23 protein-coding genes are annotated in these 20,673 nt (G+C 43.8%); all 23 read right to left on the minus strand.

Annotated elements, in window-relative coordinates; translation table 11 throughout:
- Window positions 1-2: 2 nt before the first annotated feature.
- Window positions 3-536: a 50S ribosomal protein L6 gene (rplF, locus tag B076_RS0110455; RefSeq protein ID WP_028487272.1), complete on the minus strand. Its 534-nt coding sequence runs from the start codon at window positions 534-536 to the stop codon at window positions 3-5.
- A 9-nt stretch (window positions 537-545) separates the two neighbouring features.
- On the minus strand, window positions 546-941 hold the full coding sequence (gene rpsH, locus B076_RS0110460; RefSeq protein WP_028487273.1) for a 30S ribosomal protein S8: 396 nt from the start codon (window positions 939-941) through the stop codon (window positions 546-548).
- Between the two features lie 12 nt (window positions 942-953).
- Complete coding sequence (rpsN, locus tag B076_RS0110465; RefSeq protein ID WP_028487274.1) at window positions 954-1,259, minus strand: 30S ribosomal protein S14; 306 nt, start codon at window positions 1,257-1,259, stop codon at window positions 954-956.
- Between the two features lie 11 nt (window positions 1,260-1,270).
- The gene (gene rplE, locus B076_RS0110470) at window positions 1,271-1,810 is read right to left on the minus strand and encodes a 50S ribosomal protein L5 (RefSeq protein WP_028487275.1); all 540 of its coding nucleotides are present in this window, start codon (window positions 1,808-1,810) and stop codon (window positions 1,271-1,273) included.
- Between the two features lie 14 nt (window positions 1,811-1,824).
- On the minus strand, window positions 1,825-2,139 hold the full coding sequence (gene rplX, locus B076_RS0110475; RefSeq protein WP_028487276.1) for a 50S ribosomal protein L24: 315 nt from the start codon (window positions 2,137-2,139) through the stop codon (window positions 1,825-1,827).
- A 10-nt stretch (window positions 2,140-2,149) separates the two neighbouring features.
- Window positions 2,150-2,518, minus strand: a complete 369-nt coding sequence (gene rplN / locus B076_RS0110480; RefSeq protein WP_028487277.1) for a 50S ribosomal protein L14 — start codon at window positions 2,516-2,518, stop codon at window positions 2,150-2,152.
- Between the two features lie 145 nt (window positions 2,519-2,663).
- Window positions 2,664-2,927: a 30S ribosomal protein S17 gene (gene rpsQ / locus B076_RS0110485; protein WP_028487278.1), complete on the minus strand. Its 264-nt coding sequence runs from the start codon at window positions 2,925-2,927 to the stop codon at window positions 2,664-2,666.
- A 2-nt stretch (window positions 2,928-2,929) separates the two neighbouring features.
- Window positions 2,930-3,121: a 50S ribosomal protein L29 gene (gene rpmC, locus B076_RS0110490; RefSeq protein ID WP_028487279.1), complete on the minus strand. Its 192-nt coding sequence runs from the start codon at window positions 3,119-3,121 to the stop codon at window positions 2,930-2,932.
- Complete coding sequence (rplP, locus tag B076_RS0110495) at window positions 3,122-3,535, minus strand: 50S ribosomal protein L16 (protein WP_028487280.1); 414 nt, start codon at window positions 3,533-3,535, stop codon at window positions 3,122-3,124. It abuts the gene before it with no gap.
- Window positions 3,536-3,549: 14 nt separating this feature from the next.
- A complete protein-coding gene (gene rpsC / locus B076_RS0110500) occupies window positions 3,550-4,230 on the minus strand; it encodes a 30S ribosomal protein S3 (protein WP_028487281.1) in 681 nt (226 codons plus the stop codon).
- 11 nt (window positions 4,231-4,241) lie between these two features.
- Window positions 4,242-4,574 carry a 50S ribosomal protein L22 gene (rplV, locus tag B076_RS0110505; RefSeq protein WP_028487282.1) on the minus strand — a complete coding sequence of 111 codons (333 nt, stop codon included), beginning with the start codon at window positions 4,572-4,574 and terminating at the stop codon, window positions 4,242-4,244.
- A gap of 11 nt (window positions 4,575-4,585) precedes the next feature.
- Window positions 4,586-4,864 carry a 30S ribosomal protein S19 gene (gene rpsS / locus B076_RS0110510; protein WP_028487283.1) on the minus strand — a complete coding sequence of 93 codons (279 nt, stop codon included), beginning with the start codon at window positions 4,862-4,864 and terminating at the stop codon, window positions 4,586-4,588.
- Between the two features lie 15 nt (window positions 4,865-4,879).
- Window positions 4,880-5,707: a 50S ribosomal protein L2 gene (gene rplB, locus B076_RS0110515; protein WP_028487284.1), complete on the minus strand. Its 828-nt coding sequence runs from the start codon at window positions 5,705-5,707 to the stop codon at window positions 4,880-4,882.
- Between the two features lie 11 nt (window positions 5,708-5,718).
- Window positions 5,719-6,015, minus strand: a complete 297-nt coding sequence (gene rplW / locus B076_RS0110520) for a 50S ribosomal protein L23 (RefSeq protein ID WP_028487285.1) — start codon at window positions 6,013-6,015, stop codon at window positions 5,719-5,721.
- Window positions 6,012-6,632, minus strand: coding sequence for a 50S ribosomal protein L4 (rplD, locus tag B076_RS0110525; RefSeq protein WP_051347386.1), 621 nt, complete (start codon window positions 6,630-6,632; stop codon window positions 6,012-6,014). The genes rplW and rplD overlap by 4 nt, the downstream gene beginning before the upstream one ends.
- 10 nt (window positions 6,633-6,642) lie before the next feature.
- Window positions 6,643-7,281 carry a 50S ribosomal protein L3 gene (gene rplC, locus B076_RS0110530; RefSeq protein WP_028487287.1) on the minus strand — a complete coding sequence of 213 codons (639 nt, stop codon included), beginning with the start codon at window positions 7,279-7,281 and terminating at the stop codon, window positions 6,643-6,645.
- A gap of 59 nt (window positions 7,282-7,340) precedes the next feature.
- Window positions 7,341-7,652, minus strand: coding sequence for a 30S ribosomal protein S10 (gene rpsJ, locus B076_RS0110535; RefSeq protein ID WP_028487288.1), 312 nt, complete (start codon window positions 7,650-7,652; stop codon window positions 7,341-7,343).
- Window positions 7,653-7,810: 158 nt separating this feature from the next.
- Window positions 7,811-9,001, minus strand: coding sequence for an elongation factor Tu (gene tuf, locus B076_RS0110540; protein ID WP_028487289.1), 1,191 nt, complete (start codon window positions 8,999-9,001; stop codon window positions 7,811-7,813).
- A 63-nt stretch (window positions 9,002-9,064) separates the two neighbouring features.
- Window positions 9,065-11,167 carry an elongation factor G gene (gene fusA / locus B076_RS0110545; protein ID WP_028487290.1) on the minus strand — a complete coding sequence of 701 codons (2,103 nt, stop codon included), beginning with the start codon at window positions 11,165-11,167 and terminating at the stop codon, window positions 9,065-9,067.
- A gap of 62 nt (window positions 11,168-11,229) precedes the next feature.
- The gene (rpsG, locus tag B076_RS0110550; RefSeq protein ID WP_028487291.1) at window positions 11,230-11,703 is read right to left on the minus strand and encodes a 30S ribosomal protein S7; all 474 of its coding nucleotides are present in this window, start codon (window positions 11,701-11,703) and stop codon (window positions 11,230-11,232) included.
- A gap of 69 nt (window positions 11,704-11,772) precedes the next feature.
- Window positions 11,773-12,147, minus strand: a complete 375-nt coding sequence (gene rpsL, locus B076_RS0110555) for a 30S ribosomal protein S12 (RefSeq protein ID WP_028487292.1) — start codon at window positions 12,145-12,147, stop codon at window positions 11,773-11,775.
- Window positions 12,148-12,283: 136 nt separating this feature from the next.
- Window positions 12,284-16,504, minus strand: coding sequence for a DNA-directed RNA polymerase subunit beta' (gene rpoC, locus B076_RS0110560; RefSeq protein ID WP_028487293.1), 4,221 nt, complete (start codon window positions 16,502-16,504; stop codon window positions 12,284-12,286).
- The gene (gene rpoB, locus B076_RS0110565) at window positions 16,505-20,563 is read right to left on the minus strand and encodes a DNA-directed RNA polymerase subunit beta (protein ID WP_028487294.1); all 4,059 of its coding nucleotides are present in this window, start codon (window positions 20,561-20,563) and stop codon (window positions 16,505-16,507) included.
- Between the last annotated feature and the right edge of the window lie 110 nt (window positions 20,564-20,673).

Here is a 20,673-nt window from a genome sequence, read left to right on the forward strand (position 1 = left end):
CCTTATTTCTTCTTAGCTTCTTTACGTAAAATGCGCTCATCAGCATACTTAACACCCTTACCTTTGTAAGGCTCAGGTGGGCGGTAAGCACGGATGTTTGCAGCAACTTGTCCAACAAGCTGCTTATCAGCACCTTTTACAACAATTTCTGTTTGACTTGGCGTTTCAATGGTTATTCCTTCAGGAATAGCATGCTCTACTGGATGTGAAAAACCTAGTGTCAAATTAAGGACTTTACCTTGCGAGTTTGCACGGTAACCAACCCCGACCAACTGTAGCTTTTTCTCAAATCCATCAGTAACACCAACAACCATGCTGTTTACTAATGAACGAACCGTTCCAGCTTGCGCCCAACCATTGGCAGCACCTTCAACCGGAGCGAAGGTAACAGTGCCATCTTCAAGTGTAACTTTAACAGCTGAATTGAACGTCTTTGTTAATGTTGCTTTACTGCCTTTGACAGTAACGTCGCTTCCATTAACATTCACTTCAACACCAGCTGGAAGTACAACAGGATTCTTTGCAATTCTTGACATAATAAATCCTTATGCAACGTAGCAAATAACTTCCCCAACAATACCCGCTTTACGAGCATCACGGTCAGTCATAATACCTTTTGATGTTGAAATTAAGGCGATCCCTAGACCACCAATTACCTCTGGAATTTCATCTTTGTTCTTATATACACGAAGACCAGGACGGCTGACACGTTTGATCATGTCAATAACCGGTTTACCTTCATAATATTTAAGATCAACTGATAATTCAGATTTACCATCTTTTTCATTAACGCTGTACGTTGAAACAAATCCTTCTTCAGACAAAACTTTAGCGATTGCCAGTTTTACTTTAGATGAAGGAATTACAACATTCGCATGACCAGCAATTTGGCCATTACGGATGCGAGTTAACATATCAGCTATTGGATCAGACATACTCATAGATATTTATCCTTACCAACTGGCTTTTCTTAAACCAGGAACATCACCTTGCATAGCTAACTGACGTAGCATGTTACGTGACAAACCAAACTTTCTATATACGCCGTGTGGACGCCCTGTTAAACGACAACGATTCTGTTGACGGACAGGAGAAGCATTGCGTGGCAACTTAGCCAACTTTTCCATTGCTTCCATACGCTCTTCGAAACTTAAAGACATATCGACAGATGCTTTTTTCAATGCAATACGTTTGTCTGCATATTTAGCAACTGCTTTAGCGCGTTTCTTTTCTCTTTCAATCATTGATTGCTTAGCCACAAGAAAACCCTCTATTTCTTAAATGGAAAATTAAAGGCTTCTAGAAGAGCTTTAGCTTCTTCATTTGAACCGGCAGTCGTCGCAAAGTTAATATCCATACCACGGATTTTATCAACCTTCTCAAACTCGATTTCTGGGAAGATAATCTGCTCTTTTAAACCTAGATTGTAGTTCCCGCGACCATCAAACGCATTCGGGTTTACACCACGAAAATCACGTACACGTGGAAGTGCGATATTAATTAGTCGATCCAAGAACTCATACATCTTTTCACCACGCAATGTCACCTTACAACCAACAGGATAACCTTCACGAACTTTAAAACTCGCTACTGACTTACGTGCTAGAGTTCTCACTGCTTTCTGACCTGCAATAGTTTCCAAGTCAGATACAGCGTTATCTAATACTTTTTTGTCACCAATTGCATCGCCCACACCCATATTAATGGTGATTTTTGACAAACGCGGGGCCTGCATAGGTGTTTTGTAACCAAATTTCTCAGTCAATTGTGAGACAACCTGGTCATTGTAGACTTTCTGTAATCTTGCCATTCTTCTAACCTATCTTAAGCATCAACTGCTTTACCAGTAGACTTGAAAAAGCGGATTTTGGTTTCGCCTTCTAACTTAAAGCCGACTTTATCAGCCTTATTAGTCTCAGGGTTCAACAAAGCCACATTTGAAGCGTCCATAGGCATCTCTTTAGAAACAATACCACCTTGAACACCTGTCATAGGATTTGGTTTTGTATGCTTCTTAACCAGATTAATTCCATCAACTAAAACCTTGCCGTTTTCTAAAACGGCAGAGATGGAACCACGCTTTCCTTTATCTTTACCAGTGATGACGATTACTTCATCACCTTTTCTTAATCGATTCATCATTTAATCCTTATAAAACTTCAGGAGCTAATGAAACAATTTTCATAAACTTTTCATTACGAAGCTCACGAGTAACTGGTCCAAAGATACGTGTACCGATCGGCTCTAGCTTAGCATTAAGAATAACAGCTGCATTGCCATCAAACTTAATAAGCGATCCGTCGTTTCTTCTAACGCCTTTTGCAGTACGAACTACAACAGCATTATAGACATCACCTTTCTTGACCTTACCACGTGGTGCAGCTTCCTTAACACTCACTTTAATTACGTCACCAACGCTGGCATAACGACGTTTTGAACCGCCTAACACCTTAATACATTGGACACGTCGTGCTCCACTGTTATCTGCAACATCAAGCACTGTTTGCATTTGAATCATGGTGGTACTCCATCCATAAAAGTAAAATTATTACAGCACAAAAACCGCTACAGTGGTCAGTTCCTATTGGCTTAACCACTATAACGGTTCGAATTAAACTATTATAGCAAATAGTTTAACGCTATGCTACTTAAGTTTATTAACTTTAAATTTTTGCTTTTTCGTCTACACTTACTAAAGTCCAAGATTTATTCTTAGACAATGGCTTACATTCCTGAATAGTGACAGAGTCACCCACACCACAGGTGTTTTCAGAGTCATGAGCCATAACTTTAGTAGACTTGCGAACGAATTTCTTATACTTAGGGTGCTTAATAAAACGATCTGTACGGACAACAATTGATTGCTCCATACCGTTGCTTACTACAACACCTTGCATTGTACGTGCTTTTTTCTCTTGACCAGCCATTCTTACTTACTCACTTTTTGACGAATGATGGTTTTAACTCGTGCAATTGTACGACGAACCGTCTTTAATTGCGCAGAGTTAGATAACTGACCAGTTGCATGTTGCATTCTTAAGTTGAATTGCTCTTTAAGCAAATCAATAAGTTCTGCTTTTAGTTCATCAACTGTTTTGTCATGTAGTTCTTTTGCAGTCATTTACATCACCGTTCTGGTTACAACTTGGGTTTTAAATGGGAGTTTAGCCGCCGCTAAAGCAAAAGCTTCACGCGCTAAATTTTCATCTACACCCTGAATTTCATAAAGGATTCGACCAGGCTGAATTTGAGCAACCCAGTATTCTACACTCCCTTTACCTTTACCCATACGAACCTCAAGAGGTTTGTTTGTAATCGGCTTATCAGGAAACACACGAATCCAAATTTTAGCACCACGCTTTACATGACGCGTCATAACACGTCGACCAGCTTCGATCTGACGAGAAGTCATTCTTCCACGCTCTAAGGCTTTAAGGCCAAAATCACCGAAGCTAACTTTGTTTCCAACTTGTGCCAAACCGCGGTTACGCCCTTTATGAACTTTTCTAAATTTGGTACGTTTAGGCATTAACATAGTTAGTTATCCTTTTATTTACGGCCTTTCTTGCCCTTAGATTGTTTATTATCGTCCAGTGCTAACTTACCTAGCTTTTCGCCTTTGAAAATCCAGACTTTGACGCCGATTTTTCCGTAAGTTGTATCTGCTTCGAACGTTGCGTAATCGATATCTGCACGGAATGTATGAAGCGGTACACGCCCTTCTCTATACCATTCTGCACGTGCAATATCAGCACCATTCAAACGACCTGAAACGGTTACCTTAATACCTTCGGCACCTAAACGCATCGCATTACCCACAGCGCGCTTCATAGCACGACGGAATTGAATACGCTTTTCAAGCTGTTGAGCAATGCTTTCAGCAACTAACTTAGCATCAAGCTCAGGCTTTTTGATTTCTTCAATGTTGATATTTACCGGCAAGCCCGTCTTTTTAATCAAAGATTGCTTTAGCTTTTCAATATCTTCACCTTTCTTACCAATCACAACACCAGGGCGAGCGGTATGAACCGTAACACGAATTCCATTAGCAACACGCTCAATGTTCAATTTACTAATTGAAGCATGCTTTAATTTAGAGTTTAATTCGTTACGAATTTCAACATCACTGACAAGAAAATCAGCATAGTTCTTGCTATCAGCATACCAACGAGCATTCCAATCTTTTGTAATACCTAGTCGGATACCAGTAGGATTTACTTTTTGACCCATTCTGATTCTCCTTATTTCTCGCCAACAGTAACAGTGATATGACTGGTACGTTTTAAGATACGGTTACCGCGACCTTTAGCACGTGCACGCATGCGCTTCATGATCGGCCCCTCATTGACATAAGCGGCTGTAACCTTTAATTCATCAATATCCGCACCTTCATTATTTTCAGCATTTGCAATCGCTGAATTTAAAACAGTCTTCATAAGTGAAGCTGCTTTTTTATCACTGAAGGCCAAAATATTAACGGCTGTCTCGACATCTTTTCCACGGATCATATCCGCGACCAAGCGTACTTTCTGAGGAGAGATGCGAGCGAATTTATGAGTTGCACTTACTTGCATTACATCGTCTCCTATTTACGCTTAGCTTTCTTATCCGCAGCATGGCCACGGTAAGTACGAGTCATTGAAAATTCACCCAATTTATGGCCAACCATATTTTCAGATACGAAAACAGGGATATGTTCCTTACCATTATGAACGGCAATTGTTAAACCGATCATTTCAGGCAGGATCATTGATCTTCTTGACCATGTTTTAATTGGACGTTTATTACCAGATTCTTGCGCCTCAACCACTTTCTTATACAAGTGGTGATCTACAAAAGGTCCTTTTTTAACTGAACGTGGCATCAGTGTCCTTCCTTATTACTTATTTCTACGTCGTACAATCATCTTATCTGTACGCTTATTACTACGAGTTTTCTTACCTTTAGTAGGCACACCCCAAGGAGTTACAGGGTTACGACCACCAGAGGTACGCCCTTCACCACCACCATGCGGGTGATCTACAGGGTTCATAGCAACACCTCGAACAGTAGGTCGAACACCGCGCCAACGAGTGGCACCGGCCTTACCTAATTTACGCAGACTGTGTTCAGAGTTACCAACTTCTCCGATTGTCGCTTTACATTCAGCCAGGATCTTACGCATTTCACCAGAACGTAACTTAACTAGAACATAAGCCCCGTCACGACCCGCGATTTGTGCATAGGCACCTGCTGAACGTGCAATTTGTGCACCTTTTCCAGGGCGCATTTCCAAAGCATGGACAATGGTACCAACCGGAATATTACGCAAAGGAAGGCAGTTACCCGCTTTGATTGAAACATTCTCACCAGACTCAATCACATCACCAGCAACCAATTTTTTAGGTGCTAGGATATAAGCGCGTTCACCATCTGCATATTTAATTAACGCAATATGCGCAGTGCGGTTTGGATCATATTCCAAACGCTCTACAGTCGCTGGAATGCCAGTCTTGTTACGTTTGAAATCGATTAGGCGATAGTGTTGCTTATGACCACCACCGTGATGGCGTACAGTAATACGACCATTGTTATTACGACCACCAGACTTTGATTTTTTCTCTAACAAAGCTGAATGAGGCTTGCCTTTGTGCAATGTCGGCTCTACCACATTGACAACAAAACGGCGTCCTGCAGAGGTCGGCTTAGACTTTTTAATAATTGCCATTATTAGACTCCTTACTCAGCACTTGCAAAATCAATTTCTTGACCAGCAGCCAATTTAACGATGGCTTTACGCACACCATTTCGCTTACCTTTACGGCCTTTGAAAACCTTAGTTTTACCTTTGATGTTGATGACATTCACAGACTGAACCTTAACATCAAATAAACTTTCTACAGCTTGCTTAACTTCTGTTTTCGTAGCAGTAGGCACAACCTTAAACACATACTGACCTGCTTGATCAGCAATGATTGCTGCTTTTTCAGAAACATGTGGGGCAAGCAATACTTTTAAAATTCTTTCTTGGCTCATGCTAATTGCTCCTCTAGTCGCTTAACTGCACCTTGAGTCATAACAACATTCTGGAATCCAACCAAGCTCACTGGATCAATTCCAGCGACATCACAAACATCCGCACTGTAAAGGTTACGACTAGACAAATACAAATATTCATCAAACGCTTCAGTAACAATCAACGCATCTTTAATATTTAACTGTGACAACTTAGCATTGAATTCTTTCGTTTTAGGCGCATCAACCTTAAAATCATCAACAACGATAAGACGACCACTTCGATTAAGTTCAGAAAGAATAGAACGCATCGCACCGCGATACATTTTTCTGTTTACTTTTTGCGAGTAGTCTCGGTTATGACCAGGGAAAGCACGTCCACCGCCAACCCAAATCGGGCTACGACTAGTACCGGCACGAGCACGACCCGTTCCCTTCTGTCTCCATGGCTTAGCACCACCACCACTTACTGCAGCTCTGTTCTTTTGACCTTTGGTTCCAGAACGGCCAGCTACCATATAAGCATTGACAACCTGGTGAACCAAAGACTCATTAAAATCTACACCGAATAAAGAATCTGCAACCTTAACAGAACCTGATTCTTTACCTGTAGAAAGCTCAATTAATTTTAAATCCATCATGCCCACCTTACTTAACAGCTTTACGAACAATGACAGTACTATTTTTAGCGCCCGGGACTGCACCCTTGATCAATAGAAGACCATTTTCTGCATCCACTTTCACTAAATCTAAGTTCTGTGTTGTTTGTCGAACGTCACCCATATGTCCAGACATCTTCTTACCTTTGAAGACGCGACCTGGAGTCTGGTTTTGACCGATTGAACCATTTGCTCGGTGAGACAAGGAGTTACCGTGAGTGTTGTCTTGCGTAGCAAAATTATGTCGCTTAACACCACCCTGAAAACCTTTACCTTTGGTAGTTCCAGTAACGTCAACCACTGAAATTTCATTAAAACGCTCAACAGTCAGCTCTGAACCAACTTCAAGACCTTCAACTTCATCTTCAGCTTCAACGCGGAATTCCCATAAACCACGACCTGCGTCAACACCTGCTTTTGCGAAGTGTCCAGCTTGTGGCTTACTAATACGACCTGCATGCACAGTACCTGTTGTAACCTGAATAGCAGCATAGCCATCAGACTCAAGGGTTTTAAGCTGTGTAATTCGGTTTGGTGCCACTTCTACCACTGTAACAGGAGTAGAAACACCATCCTCATTAAACACACGAGTCATACCGATCTTTTTACCTACTAGACCAATACTCATTTCAATACCTCATTATTATTTTTGTCAGCCATTACGATTGATGACCAACCACTATACGTTTAACGAAATTCTAGCTGTACATCAACACCAGCAGCCAAGTCCAACTTCATCAATGCATCAACTGTTTTATCAGTTGGATCAACAATGTCTAACAAACGCTTATGAGTGCGGATTTCATACTGATCACGCGCATCTTTATTAACGTGCGGTGATACTAGAACAGTAAAACGCTCTTTACGTGTAGGCATAGGAATTGGACCACGTACTTGTGCGCCAGTTCTTTTTGCCGTCTCTGTAATCTCTCGAGCAGATTGATCGATAAGTCTATGATCAAACGCTTTCAAGCGAATACGAATATTTTGAGTCGCCATTATGATTTCTCTTCTTGTAAAAAAAAGAAAAGCAGCGATTTTTTCAAATCACTGCTATTTGAGGTTGCGAATTATAAACAAAACAAAGTTACATTACAACAACTTTGTCTTTTTTATTAATCACTTAGTTTTCAACAGGCCTGTTACAGGCCTGTTGATTAATCGATGATTTTAGCAACAACGCCAGCACCAACAGTACGTCCACCTTCACGAATCGCGAAACGTAAACCTTCTGACATGGCGATTGGGTTGATTAGCTCAACGGTCATCTGAACGTTGTCACCAGGCATTACCATTTCAACACCTGCTGGCAGTTCACAAGCACCAGTTACGTCAGTAGTACGGAAGTAGAACTGTGGACGGTAGCCGTTGAAGAATGGAGTGTGACGTCCACCTTCGTCTTTACCTAGCACATAAACTTCAGCTTCGAACTTGGTGTGTGGAGTAACGGTACCTTTGTGTGCCAATACTTGTCCACGTTCGATGTCTTCACGCTTAGTACCACGCAATAGGATACCTACGTTATCACCGGCTTCACCTTGATCTAGAAGCTTACGGAACATTTCAACACCGGTAACAGTGGTTGTTTGAGTTGGGCGGATACCGACGATCTCGATCTCTTCACCTACTTTAACCACACCAGTTTCAACACGACCAGTTGCTACCGTACCACGACCCTGGATTGAGAAGATGTCTTCTACAGGCATTAGGAATGGCTTGTCAGTTGCACGCTCTGGAGTCGGGATGTAGCTGTCTAGTGCATCGATTAGACGCTGGATAGATGGCTCACCGATTTCAGACTGGTCACCTTCGATGGCTTTTAGTGCAGAACCAATGATAACTGGAGTGTCATCACCTGGGAATTCATAGGTATCTAGAAGTTCACGAACTTCCATCTCTACTAATTCCATTAGCTCTTCATCATCAACCATGTCGGCTTTGTTTAGGTAAACAAGGATGTATGGTACACCTACCTGACGTGATAGCAGGATATGCTCACGCGTCTGTGGCATCGGGCCATCAGCCGCTGAACATACTAGGATTGCGCCATCCATCTGTGCTGCACCGGTAATCATGTTTTTAACATAGTCAGCGTGCCCTGGGCAGTCTACGTGTGCGTAGTGACGGGTTTCTGATTCGTACTCAACGTGTGCAGTTGAGATAGTGATCCCACGCTCACGCTCTTCTGGTGCGTTATCGATTGCAGCGTAGTCTTTTACGTCTCCACCGAATTTCTTACCTTGTACGATTGTCAATGCCGCTGTTAGAGTTGTTTTACCATGGTCAACGTGACCAATCGTTCCAACGTTTACGTGCGGTTTCGTTCTTTCAAACTTTTCTTTTGCCATTTTAAACACCTTATTAAGCAAAGACCCTATCCGAAAACAGGGCCATTAATTTAATTAAAAGATTTAAGAGCCTTTTTGGACACTTGCAATGATTTCATCCTGAATGTTCTTAGGAGCATCATTGTATTTCAAGAATGTCATGCTGTAGTTAGCTCGACCCTGTGTCAATGAACGCATCTGGTTTGAGTAACCGAACATTTCAGATAATGGAACTTCAGCCTTGATCGACTTACCTGTCGGAATATCATCCATGCTTGATACCATCCCACGACGACGGTTAAGGTCACCGATAATATCACCCATGTATTCTTCTGGCGTAGTCACTTCAACTGCCATGATTGGTTCAAGAATAACCGGGTTTGCATCAGCAACACCATTCTTGATACCCATACCGGCCGCAACCGAGAACGCCATTTCGTTGGAGTCAACATCATGGTAAGAACCATCGATCAATTCGACACTGACATCAACCATAGGGAATCCGGCAATGACACCGTTTTCAAGCTGGGCTTTCGCACCTTTTTCAACCGCACCAATATATTCACGTGGTACAGCACCACCAACGATACTGTTGATGAACTCAAAACCACTGCCTGCTTCGCGAGGAGCAATTTTAAAGACAACGTGACCGTATTGACCACGACCACCAGACTGACGAACAAACTTACCGTCCGCCTCAACAGCACTTTTGATCGTTTCACGGTAAGAAACCTGAGGTGCACCGATATTCGCTTCAACGTTAAATTCACGCTTCATACGATCAACAATGATATCCAAGTGAAGTTCACCCATACCAGAGATAATGGTTTGGTTGGTCTCTTCATCCGAATGGACACGGAAAGAAGGATCTTCAGCCGCAAGCTTCTGCAGAGCGATACCCATCTTCTCTTGGTCAGCCTTTGTTTTTGGCTCGATTGCAATCGAGATAACCGGATCCGGGAACTCCATACGTTCAAGAACAATTTTATGATCCGGATCACAAAGCGTATCACCTGTAGTCGTATCTTTTAGACCGACGGCACAAGCAATCTCACCCGCACGCACTTCTTTGATCTCTTCACGAGAGTTAGCATGCATCTGTAGGATACGCCCGATACGTTCACGCTTTTGCTTAACCGAGTTGAACACAGCACTACCGGCATTCAATACACCGGAATACACACGGAAGAATGTCAGAGTCCCTACATATGGATCCGTTGCGATTTTGAATGCCAAGGAAGCGAATGGAGCATCATCACTTGATTCACGAGCTTCTTTGGTACCGTCTTCCAACTCACCTTGAATAGGAGGCACATCAACCGGAGCTGGCATGAAGTCAATCACACCATCTAACAAGGTTTGAACCCCTTTGTTCTTGAACGATGAACCACAGAACATTGGAACGATTTCTACATCGATACAACGCTTACGGATACCCGCTTTGATATCATCTTCAGACAAGTCACCTTCATCCAGGTACTTATCCATCAACTCTTCAGAAGCTTCAGCAGCAGTTTCAACCAGGTTTTCACGCCACTCTTGGCAAAGCTCAACCATATCTTCCGGGATATCTTCATAGGTGTACTGCATACCCATGTTTTCTTCTTCCCAGTAAATCGCTTTCATTTTGACCAAGTCGACCACACCACGGAACGTGTCTTCAGCACCGATAGGCAACTGCATAGGAACCGGGTTAGCGCCCAAACGGTCAATAACCATTTGATTAACATTCAGGAAGTTTGCTCCAGCTCGGTCCATCTTGTTGACGTAACCCATACGTGGCACGCCATACTTATCCGCCTGACGCCAAACTGTTTCTGATTGAGGTTCAACACCTGATACCGAACAGAAACAGGTAACCGCACCATCTAGAACACGCAGTGAACGCTCTACTTCAATCGTGAAGTCTACGTGACCCGGAGTATCGATAATATTGATTCGATGCTCAGGGTACTGCTTTGCCATACCGCTCCAGTGAGCAGTTGTCGCAGCAGAAGTGATGGTGATACCACGCTCCTGCTCCTGTTCCATCCAGTCCATTGTTGCACCACCATCATGTACCTCACCAATCTTGTGAGACACACCTGTGTAGTAAAGAATACGTTCAGTAGTTGTGGTTTTACCCGCATCAATGTGCGCCATAATACCGATATTGCGGTATCTTTCAATTGGGGTTTTACGTGCCACGTTAATTAACCTTTTAATTAAATGCCAAAACAATAAAGGCCCTTAACCGGGCCTCAATCAGATTACCAACGGAAATGTGAGAAAGCCTTGTTGGCTTCTGCCATCCGGTGTGTATCTTCTTTCTTTTTAATCGCAGAACCACGATTTTCTAGCGCGTCACCTAACTCGCCAGCCAATCGGAGCATCATGCCCTTTTCACTGCGTTTTCTGGAAGCTTCAACCAACCAACGCATGGCTAAAGCCATCTTACGTTCAGGGCGAACCTCTACAGGTACCTGGTAAGTAGCACCACCTACGCGGCGTGACTTAACTTCAACCATTGGTCCAACGTTATCAAGAGCTTCTTTTAAAAGCGCGGCATGATCCCCACCTTTCTTACGCTCAACCACAACGTCTAAAGCACCATAGACAATTTTTTCGGCAACGGATTTTTTACCGCTAACCATGATCATATTTACAAACTTTGTTAAAGTCTTATCTCCGAACTTAGGATCAGGTAACACCTGTCTTTTCGGAATTTCTCTTCTTCTAGCCATTCTTAACTCTTCCGGTATAAATGTAACACTAAAATTGCAAAACGTATGTTAAGGATTATTTATTATCCATTAACCCTTAGGACGCTTCGCACCGTACTTAGAACGACCTTGTTTACGACCATCAACACCAGCACAATCTAATGCGCCGCGAACTGTATGGTAACGTACACCAGGCAAGTCTTTTACACGACCACCACGGATTAGGATAACCGAGTGTTCCTGTAGATTATGTCCTTCACCACCAATATAGGATGAAACTTCATAACCATTCGTTAAACGTACACGCGCAACTTTACGCAGAGCAGAGTTAGGCTTCTTAGGGGTTGTTGTATAAACACGCGTACATACACCACGACGCTGAGGACAAGCCTGCAACGCAGCAACATTAGATACCTTACGCTTATCTTTACGCGGCTTACGCACCAACTGGTTAATAGTAGCCATTCAATTTTCTCCAAATTTGAGATTAACTCTTACATACAAACAAATCTACGGCCATTTTGGCCGCAAATAAGGATTGAAGATTTTAGTTACCTATTCAGAATAAGTCAAGCATAAATACTTGAATTTATTATCTGAATTAGATTTCGTTACCAATATCTTCGACTTCCACTTCATCTAGCGCATCCACTTCTTCCGAAGACTCTACTTCCTCCGGTTTCATAAATGCTTGCAGTTCACCCATCGTCGCTTCGGTAGCGGCTTTACGAGCCTGATGATAAGCGAAACCTGTACCTGCAGGAATCAATCGACCCACAATTACGTTCTCTTTCAAACCAATCAACTTGTCTCGCTTGCCACTTACAGCCGCTTCAGTCAAGACACGAGTCGTTTCCTGGAAGGATGCAGCGGAAATAAATGACTCAGTCGCCAAAGAAGCTTTAGTGATACCCAGCAACACACGTTCAAAGGAGGCTTCCACCTTACCTTCTTCACGCGCTTTTTCATTCAATTCAATCACACGTGCATACTCAGTCTGCTCGCCTTTGATCAGGCCTGTATCACCAGGTGCCTTAATCTCAACTTTACGCAACATCTGACGAACGATCGTTTCAATATGCTTATCGTTGATCTTAACCCCTTGCAAGCGGTATACATCTTGAACTTCGTCAACAATGTATTCTGCTAGTTTCTCAATGCCCAAGAGTCTCAGGATGTCATGAGGGTTAGGGTTACCTTCTACAACGATATCCCCTTTCTCAACACGCTCACCTTCAAAGACACTGACACTTCTCCATTTCGGAATCAATGTTTCATACTGCTCGCCACTGTCTTGAGTAATGATCAGACGCTGCTTACCTTTGGTCTCTTTACCAAAACCGACCACACCTGCAACTTCAGCCATAATGGAAGGCTCTTTAGGTTGACGCGCTTCAAAGAGGTCAGCCACACGTGGCAGACCACCCGTAATATCTTTTGTTTTCGAACTCGCTTGTGGAATTCTAGCCAAGACATCACCGGCACCAATCTTAGTGCTTTCTTGCACCACTACGATACCGTTTTCAGGCAAGTAGTAGATGGCCGGAGTTTGCGTACCAGGGAAGCACATGGCTTCACCGGCATCATCAAGCAATGCAATATAAGGTCTGGCTTCTTTTGCAGAAGTCGCACGCTCTTTTGCATCCTTAACGACGTGAGTCGTCAAACCGGTTAACTCATCGATGTTCTCTTCGACTGTCCCCTCAAAGTTCCCGAACTGAACCACACCTTCGGCTTCCGTAATAACCGGGTGAGTATGCGGATCCCACTGAGCAAGGATATCGCCCGCCGTCACAGAACCACCATCTGCAACCGATAAGACCGCACCATAAGGAATCTTATAGCGCTCTTTCTCTCTTCCGGTTTCATCGGCAATTGAGATTTCACCCGAACGTGAAGACACGACAATCTGACCATCCGAGTTTACGATTGTTTTCAGGTTATACCACTTCGCCGTACCGGTATGCTTGATTTCAATCTGACTTTGTGCCGATGAACCAGATGCCGTTCCACCGATATGGAAAGTACGCATAGTCAGCTGAGTACCCGGTTCACCAATGGATTGCGCCGCCATAACACCAACAGCTTCACCCATATTAACCAAGTGACCACGAGCCAAATCACGACCATAACATTGCTGACATATACCGAAACGTGTTTCACACGTCATCGGTGAACGAACAGTAACATGGTCGATCCCGTTATCATCAATCAAGCTGACCAACTTCTCATCCAACAAAGTACCGTTTGGAATCAATAATGTGCCGTCAGCAGCCTGAACATCTTCACTTGTGATACGACCCAGCACTCGATCCTTCAGGGTTTCTACAACATCACCACCCTCAATGTGAGCGGTCATCTTAACGCCGGAAATCGTTCCACAATCGTTTTCAGTGACGACAACATCCTGTGCAACATCCACCAAACGTCGCGTTAAATAACCTGAGTTGGCTGTTTTAAGTGCCGTATCGGCCAAACCTTTACGTGCACCGTGTGTTGAAATGAAGTACTGAAGTACGTTCAAACCTTCACGGAAGTTTGCTGTAATCGGTGTTTCGATAATCGATCCATCCGGCTTAGCCATCAGACCACGCATCCCACCAAGCTGACGCATCTGAGCGACAGAACCACGAGCACCGGAGTCTGCCATCATATAGACAGAGTTAAATGACGTCTGCTTGACCTCATTCCCCTCTTTATCGATCACGGTCTCAAATTGCAATTCATCCATCATAGACTTGGTGACAAGTTCGTTCGTATGCGACCAGATATCGACCACTTTATTGTAACGCTCACCATCTGTTACCAAACCTTGAGCAAACTGCCCCTGAATTTCCGCAACCTGGCTTTCAGCTCGGTCAATAATCTCGGCTTTAACGTCCGGAATCAACATGTCGTCAGAACAGAATGACAGGCCTGCCAATGTTGACCATTTAAAACCGGCATACATAAGCTGGTCGGCAAAAATGACTGTCTCTTTTGGCCCCAACACTCGGTAACAAGTATTCAGAACCGAGCTGATATTTTTCTTGGTCAAACTCAAGTTCAACAAGTCAAAGCTCAGGCCTTTTGGCAGTATTCTGCATAGCAGTGCACGACCGGCAGTCGTATCGACAATACGTGAGCTGACGCTTTCAGTTCCATTTTCATCGATAACGGTTTCTTCTACCTTCAACTTGATTTTAGTATGAAGGTGCACCACCTTAGACTGAAGAGCTCGATCCACTTCCTGCCAGTTAGAAAAGGCTTTACCTTCCCCTTTGGCATTCACACTTTCACGCGTGATGTAATACAAACCAAGTACAACATCCTGTGAAGGCACAATAATCGGATCACCGTTTGCAGGTGACAACAGGTTATTGGTAGACATCATCAAAGAACGCGCTTCAAGCTGCGCTTCCAGCGACAATGGCACGTGAACCGCCATCTGATCCCCATCGAAGTCGGCGTTAAAGGCCGAACATACCAATGGGTGCAAGTTAATTGCCTTACCTTCAATCAATACCGGTTCGAAAGCCTGGATACCAAGACGGTGAAGTGTTGGAGCACGGTTCAAAAGTACCGGATGCTCACGAATCACTTCATCCAACACGTCCCATACTTCTGGCAGGCCTTGCTCGACCATTTTCTTAGCGGCTTTGATGGTAGGTGAAAGACCACGCTTCTGTAATTTACTGAAGATGAAAGGCTTGAACAATTCCAAAGCCATTTTCTTAGGTAAACCACACTGGTGCAGACGTAGTGTCGGACCAACAACAATGACGGAACGACCAGAATAGTCAACACGCTTACCAAGTAGGTTTTGACGGAAACGACCCTGCTTACCTTTAATCATGTCAGCAAGCGACTTCAATTGACGTTTATTGGTTCCGGTTACCGCACGACCACGACGCCCATTATCCAATAATGAATCAACGGCCTCTTGCAGCATACGTTTTTCATTACGCACGATAATATCTGGTGCCATTAAATCCAATAAACGTTTCAAACGATTGTTTCGGTTGATGACACGACGGTATAAATCATTCAAATCCGAGGTCGCAAAACGACCACCATCAAGCGGAACCAATGGACGCAATTCAGGAGGCAATACTGGCAAGACATCCAATATCATCCATTCTGGCTTGTTACCAGAATTGACAAACGATTCAATCAGCTTAAGGCGCTTTGAAATCTTCTTCTGCTTAGTCTCAGAATTGGTACTCTCGATCTCTTCACGAAGACGCACCGCATCACCATGCAGGTCGATTGCTTGCAGCATTTTCTTGATAGCTTCCGCACCCATTTGCGCTTCAAACTCATCGCCATACTCATCCAATGCGTCCAGATACTCTTCTTCTGAAAGCAATTGCCAAGGCTCTAGGGGAGTCAGGCCCGGATCCACCACCATGAATGCTTCGAAATACAAAACCGCTTCGATCTCTTTCAGGGTCATGTCCAACATCAAACCGATACGTGATGGCAATGACTTTAAGAACCAGATGTGCGCAACAGACGTCGCCAGGTCAATGTGACCCATACGCTCACGACGGACTTTAGACTGAGTAACCTCAACCCCACACTTCTCACAGATTACACCACGGTGTTTCAGACGCTTATATTTACCACACAGACACTCGTAATCACGGATTGGACCGAAAATCTTGGCGCAGAACAAACCATCTCGCTCTGGTTTGAACGTACGATAGTTAATGGTTTCTGGCTTCTTAACTTCACCAAATGACCAAGAACGGATTTTTTCCGGTGAAGCAAGTGATACTTTAATCGCATCAAAATCACTTGATACGTTTTGTTTTTTTAGAAAACCTAATAAATCTTTCATTTAGTCTTGCTCCAACTCAATATCAATACCTAAAGCGCGAATCTCTTTGCGTAATACGCTAAACGATTCAGGCATACCTGGCTCCATGTACTCGTTACCATCGACAATGTTTTTATACATTCTAGTACGACCATTCAAGTCATCTGACTTAACGGTTAACATCTCTTGTAGAGTAAAGGCCGCACCATAAGCTTCAAGTGCCCATACCTCCATCTCACCGAAACGCTGACCACCGAACTGAGCCTTACCACCTAGTGGCTGCTGAGTGACCAGACTATAAGGACCGGTAGAACGTGCATGCATCTTGTCATCAACCAAGTGGTTTAGCTTCAAATAATACATGTAACCAACCGTGACCGGACGATCAAACTCTTCACCCGTTAAACCGTCAAACAACTTCATCTGACCGGATTCTGGTAAATCAGCCAATCTAAGAAGTGATTTAATCTGACCTTCGTTCACACCGTCAAATACCGCTGATGCAACCGGGACACCCTTCTTAAGGTTCTGTGCAAGCTCGATAATGTCATCATCACTGAAACCGGAGAAGTCAACCGACTGACCTTGAGTTTCGTTATATACCTTATCCAAGAATGAACGCATTTCAGCAATATCTGCTTCACGCTGGAGCATGGCATTGATTTTAGTACCAAGCCCTTCTGCAGCCAGTCCAAGATGGACTTCAAGAATCTGCCCAACGTTCATACGAGACGGTACCCCTAGCGGGTTCAAACAGATATCAACAGGCCTGCCCGTTTCATCAAACGGCATGTCTTCAACAGGACAAATACGTGAGATAACACCTTTGTTACCGTGACGCCCAGCCATCTTATCACCCGGCTGAATTCTACGCTTGATGGCCACATAAACCTTAACCATCTTGGAAACACCCGGCGCCAGGTCATCACCTTGGCTCAACTTCTTGCGTTTCTCTTCATAAGCGTCATTCAGTTCAATGCGTTTCTGCTTCAACTGAGTTTCGAGACCTTCCAACTGACGTGAAATTTCAGCATCATCCACATTCAAAGCAAACCATCTGTCTTTATCAACCGTGGCAAGATACTCTGAAGTTAGAACCGTTCCGTCAACCAGTTTTTTACCGTCCAGCATGACTTCGATACGATCCAAAGTATCTTCTTTCAAAATCGTATACTGCTCATCGATATCTTTGCGGATTCTAGAAAGCTCTTCTTCCTGGATTGACAAAGCTCGGGCATCTTTCTGAACGCCTTCACGCGTGAACACCTGAACGTCAATGACAGTACCTTCAATCCCCTTGCTAACACGTAGAGACGAGTCCTTAACATCCGAAGCCTTTTCACCAAAGATTGCACGCAGCAACTTCTCTTCTGGAGTCAATTGAGTTTCACCCTTAGGTGTGACCTTACCAACCAGAATGTCACCTTGTTTAACTTCAGCACCTACATAAACCACACCACATTCATCAAGACGTGACAGTGCGGCTTCACCCACATTTGGAATATCTGCGGTAATTTCTTCCGGACCAAGCTTGGTATCACGCGCCAAACAAGTTAATTCTTCGATATGAATGGTGGTGTAACGATCTTCTTGAACCACACGCTCAGAGACCAGAATCGAATCTTCGAAGTTGTACCCGTTCCAAGGCATAAATGCGATACGCATATTCTGCCCCAACGCCAATTCACCAAGGTCAGTAGATGGCCCATCGGCCATTACATCACCGCGTGCAACCGTCTCGCCCGCTTTAACAATCGGTTTCTGGTTAATACAGGTGTTCTGGTTAGAACGCTGATACTTAACCAGGTTGTAAATATCCACCCCAGTCTCGCCTTCTTGAATCTCTTCGGCGTTTACTCGAACAACAATACGTGCCGCATCGGCAGATACGACCTCACCACCGCGATCGGCAACCACGGTAACACCGGAGTCGATGGCGACAGTTTTCTCAACACCCGTTCCTACTAAAGGCTTATCAGCACGTAAAGTTGGAACAGCCTGACGTTGCATGTTTGCCCCCATTAGGGCACGGTTAGCATCATCGTGTTCCAGGAATGGGATCAAAGAGGCTGCAACCGACACAATCTGTTGTGGCGATACATCCATATAGTCGATATCAACTGATGACGACAATGTAAATTCATTCTGGTGACGTGAAGACACCAACTTATCAACAAAGCGTCCTTCAGCATCTAAGTTCGCACTGGCCTGAGCAATGACAAATTGGGCTTCATCAATAGCAGACACATATTCCACGTCATCCGTTACTTGGCCGTTAACAACTTTACGGTATGGTGTCTCAAGGAAACCATATTCATTCGTCTTGGCATAAATCGCCAAGGTGTTGATCAAACCGATATTTGGCCCTTCAGGAGTTTCGATCGGACAGACACGACCATAATGCGTCGGATGAACATCACGAACCTCAAACCCGGCACGTTCACGAGTTAGACCACCTGGCCCTAATGCAGAAACACGTCGCTTGTGGGTGACTTCAGAAAGCGGGTTCACCTGATCCATAAACTGTGACAGCTGGCTGGAGCCAAAAAACTCTTTGATAGCAGCAGAAACCGGCTTAGCATTGATCAAGTCCTGAGGCATCAAACCATCAGATTCCGCTTGGTTCAAACGCTCCTTAACCGCACGCTCAACACGAACCAAACCGACACGGAAAGCATTTTCGGCCATTTCACCAACAGCACGGATACGGCGGTTTCCAAGCGTATCGATGTCATCCACCGTACTCAAACCATTACGGATATTAATCAACTCACGGATAACATCAGTAATGTCATCTTTATCCAAGACACCTGAACCAACATTGCTCTTACGCCCCAAACGACGATTAAGTTTCATTCGACCAACGGAAGACAAATCATAACGGCTTTCATCAAAGAACAAGCTGTTAAACAAAGCTTCAGAAGATTCTTTTGTCGGCGGCTCGCCTGGTCGCATCATTCTATAAATCTCAACCTGCGCTTCTAACTGAGAAGTAGTGGAGTCAAGATTTAACGTGTCGGAGATGTAAGGACCGTTTTCAAGTTCGTCGATATAAAGCACTCTTAACTCGTACTTATCCATCAACATGATTTTTTCAATCAATTCCTGAGAGATCACTTCATTTGCACGCGCCACCAATTCACCAGTATTAGCGTCCATAATACCGGTAGCCAACACTTTACCGAGCAAATATTCAGAAGGAACTTTAACCTTCTTAATGCCGGCTTCATTTAGTTGCTTCACGGTACGTGCCGTGATTTTTTTACCTACCTGTACGATTTTCTTACCGTCATGTTCGATGTCAAAGGTAGCGGTTTGTCCTTTAAGCTGGTCGGCATTTAAAACAAGTTCGAACTTGCCTTTTTTAGCGGTGATGGTATTTTGCTCGAAGAAAGATCCAAGAATCTCTTCATTACTGTATCCCATTGCGCGCAAAAGAATGGAAACGGGCAATTTACGACGACGGTCAATACGCGTGAACAGACAGTCATTATGGTCAAACTCAAAGTCCAACCATGAACCACGGTAAGGAATAATTCGTGCATTGAACAACAACTTACCAGAAGAATGCGACTTCCCTTTATCGTTATCAAAAATAACACCAGGCGATCGGTGCAATTGAGTAACGATGACACGCTCGGTACCATTGATTACAAATGTACCGTTGTCCGTCATTAACGGAATATCACCCAGATAAACTTCCTGTTCTTTAACATCCTTAACTGGACGTTTCCCTGCAGGTGCGTCCTTGTCATAAATCACTAAACGCATTTTGACTCTTAAAGGAGCAGCGTAAGTCACACCACGCTGTTTACATTCTTTAACATCAAACTCTGGTTGACCCATGTGGTAACTAACATACTCAAGGTCAGCGGTACCAGCCACACCCTTGATAGGAAAAACGGAACTAAAAGCGGCGTTTAACCCCACACTCGCTCTTTCCAATGGCTTTTGATCCATTTGCAGAAAATCACGGAAAGAACCCTTCTGAAGGGATAATAAATAAGGAACTTCAAGAATAGAAGGTCGTGTTGCAAAATTCTTACGAACACGTTTCTTTTCAGTTAAAGAATAAGTCATCGTTTACCTCGACGCTAAAATTGCCAGGAAAGTAAATGGCAAAAAAGCCATTGGGAATGCATAAAACTGTAGTAGCGTATTTATCCACAATTTACTAACACACTTTTACA

Source organism: Thiomicrorhabdus chilensis DSM 12352 (assembly GCF_000483485.1).
GTDB lineage: Bacteria > Pseudomonadota > Gammaproteobacteria > Thiomicrospirales > Thiomicrospiraceae > Thiomicrorhabdus > Thiomicrorhabdus chilensis.